This window comes from Streptomyces mexicanus, from assembly GCF_902506575.1.
In the GTDB taxonomy this organism is placed as follows: Bacteria; Actinomycetota; Actinomycetes; order Streptomycetales; family Streptomycetaceae; genus Streptomyces; species Streptomyces mexicanus.
Genome location: NZ_LR732680.1, coordinates 1 through 2971 on the forward strand (window position 1 = coordinate 1; position 2971 = coordinate 2971).

A 2971-nucleotide genomic window follows, 5' to 3' on the forward strand; every position below is an offset into this window, starting at 1 on the left:
GGACGGGAGGGGGCCCGGCGCGTGGTGGTGGTCGCGGCCGTTGTACCGCACGTACAGCGTGCCCCCGCCGGCGGCGGGGTTGAGCGACCGTACGCCGTCGTTGCCGACCACCCGCAGGTCGACGTCCGTGGCCTGGGCCAGCGCCACCGGTATCAGATCCCCGAACGGCGAGGCCCACAGGCCGGAGTGCCGGGCGGCGGCGGTGAGCAGCCCACCGGCGCCCAGACGCCGGGCCTCCTCGGGAGTGGGGGCCACGGTGAGCAGGTCGGGATACGGCGAGCCCTCCACCAGCTTGCGCCAGGAGGCGGTGTCACCGCTCAGTACGGCGTCGGAGAACCGGCGCCATGCCGCGGCCGCGTCCGGGTGCACGGGGCCGGGGCCGACGTAGGCGGAGCGCAGGTCGTCCAGCACCGTCCGCACCGGGTCCGGGCTCGACTCCGTGAGCGCGTCGGCCAGTTCGGAGCCGTTCAGCCGGTCGTGCAGCAGCCGGCGCAGCCCCGCCACGTCCATGGCCGCCCACTGGGGCAGGGCGTTCTGGCCGCGGGCTCCGGTGAGCACCGAGGTGAAGAAGCAGTCGCCGTCACCGCCCGAGGGGACCAGGCGGAACTCGCGTCCCTCCGCCCGGACCGGTGCGCCGGTGCCGCTCGTCAGGTCGAGGCTGTGCGCGGAGTCCGCGTCCGACAGGACGTCCGGGCCCGGGCCGGTGCCCGCCCCGGAGCCGCGCTCCGTCCCGGACCCGGCAGCCGCGGAGGACGCGCCGCCGGGAAGCAGATCCGGTCTGCGGCTGATCAGGGTCGCCGTGTCCTCGGGGCTCAGCCGCAGCTCGGACAGGGGCAGCGGGGCGTCGGAGAGCTGCCAGGTGATCCGGGCCGAGGCCGAGTACTCCAGCCCGCGTACGTCGTCCGGCCGGACGAGGGTGTCCGGCGGCAGTTCGGGCAGCGGCGGCGGCAGCAGTGTGTGCAGCGATGCCTCGGGACCGGCCTCGCGCAGGGCGGCGGCCTCCCGCAGGAACCTGGTGTACTGCGCCTTCGAGGGCGTCGTGCCGTCGGTGAGGCCGTACCGGTCGGCGACCATGCGGGCCAGCAGGTCGGGCGTCATCCGGGCGTCGGTGTAGCGGCCCGCCGGGTCCGGGGTGCGCCAGCGCAGCCCGTCGACGAAGGCCAGAGCGCGCAGCAACTCCCGGTGGTCGCCACGCTGTTCGGCGTCCGGGCCCAGCGTGCCGCGCAGCGTCCGCACCTGCTGGAGCGCGTGGGCGCGGACGAAGGCGTCGGCCGGGCCACGCCCCCGGTGCAGCCCGGCCGCACGGGCCAGCGCGTCCAGCTTCCGGCCGGACGGCTCCGGGGTGAACAGCCGCCACTCACCCGGGCCGTCCGGCCCGTCGAGCAGCACCGCCCGTACCTCGCCACGGGAATCCCGGGCCGTGCCCGCCGCGGTGGTCGGCGCGTACACCGCCTGGCCGGTCCGGTTCGCCACGTGCTGCGCCACCGGGAGCCCCGCGACCTTCGGCGGCAGGCCGGTTTCGCAGGCGAAGAGCACGATCGGCCGGCGCCCTCCGCCGCCGACGCCCCACTGCCGCAGCACTTCGCCCAACTGAGGGCCGCTCACCACGACGGACGGCATGTCGGAGCGGTTCGTGCCCAGCGTGACGGTGCGCGGTGTGCCGTGTGCGACGACGTAGTCGGCGCCCTCCGGGGTGCCCGACCCGGGCAGCGGCCGGTGCGGCCCGGTGAACACCGTGCGCGTCCCCTGGGAGCCGCCGTCGCCGTTCGGGGCCGCCGGTGTCCGGCGCAGGCCCTGGTGGGTGTCCTGGCCCAGGAGCGACCGCCGCTGCACGGACCGGCGGCTGCCGTCCTCGGCCGGGCTCTGGGAGACGGTGACGGTCCGTACCGCGCGACCGCGGGGCGGCGCGCCCGCTGTGTCCCCGACCAGTCGGCGGATCTGCTCCACCGGCACCGTGTGCCCGTCGAGCGTGCGGATCTCGGCAGAGCCGGAGCGGCGGGAGCGCGCCGGTCGCGGCAGCAGCCGCGACAGCGACGGCCGGCCCCGGCGGGAGCCGCCCGTGACGGCCGCGGTCACGCCGTGCGGGGAGACCACGACGGTGCCGGGGGCAGCGGTCGTGGGGGAGGGAGCCACCGGGTCCGGTGCGTCCGTGGCGGACTCCAATCGCACGTCGGCCGCCGGCTCGTCCCCGTCGGCGTCCCCCCTTTGGCCGACGGCCGTGCCCGGCCGGGTGGAGGCCCCTGCGCTCGGAGGCGCGGGGAGGACGGCCCCGTGGTCACCGGCCGGTGCGGGCCGCCGCACGGCCTGGTTCTCGGGCTCCGCCATGTCGGCGTGGGGCCGGGTCGGGGCTTCTCCTTGGTCCGTGCGGCCGCCGGGGGACGCCGCGTGGGAGCCGTACGGAGCGCCGACAGGGTCGCCGGGGGCGGACGCCGAGACGGTGACCGGCCGGGCAACCGGCGTTTCCTCCCCGGACGGACCGGAGGCGTCGTCGGGGGTCCCACTCGAGTCACCGGTGTGCGGCACCTGCCCGGCCGGGGCGTCGTGGTCCGCTCGCTGCTGCGACGTGGTGCGCGGGGGCGAGAAGGGACGCGGGGCCGGTACGGCGCCGTCCCGGGTGGCCGGGGGCGTACCGCCACCCGGGGACGGCGCAGGCGGGCTCGTCCCGTTTCCCGCACCGCCGTCCGGTGTCGCGCCGGACGCGGGGGAGACGGGGCTGCCCACGGTCGCGGTGCTCTCGGTGACGGGTCGTGGTGGCGGGGCGTCGAGGCCCAGGTCCGCCGCGATCTCGGGGGGGAGGACCCCGGCGAGCGGCACCAGCACGTCGGCGCCGGGGAACGCGCCGGGGCCCGCCGCGTCCCCGCCGGGCAGGGGCGCGACGGGCAACGGACGTATGCGGACGGGTCCGTCCGGTCCCTCGCGGGTCAGTACCGCGGCCTCGCGGTGCGGTGCCGTTTCGTTCGCGGACCCGCCC

Annotated in this window: 1 protein-coding gene; it reads right to left on the bottom strand. The window is 77.8% G+C overall.

Translation table 11 applies throughout. From position 1 onward, the window contains the following. A partial coding sequence (locus tag GV126_RS35065; RefSeq protein WP_500305476.1) for a DUF8616 domain-containing protein occupies positions 1-2169 on the bottom strand: 2169 nt, incomplete at its 3' end. Positions 2170-2971: the final 802 nt, after the last annotated feature.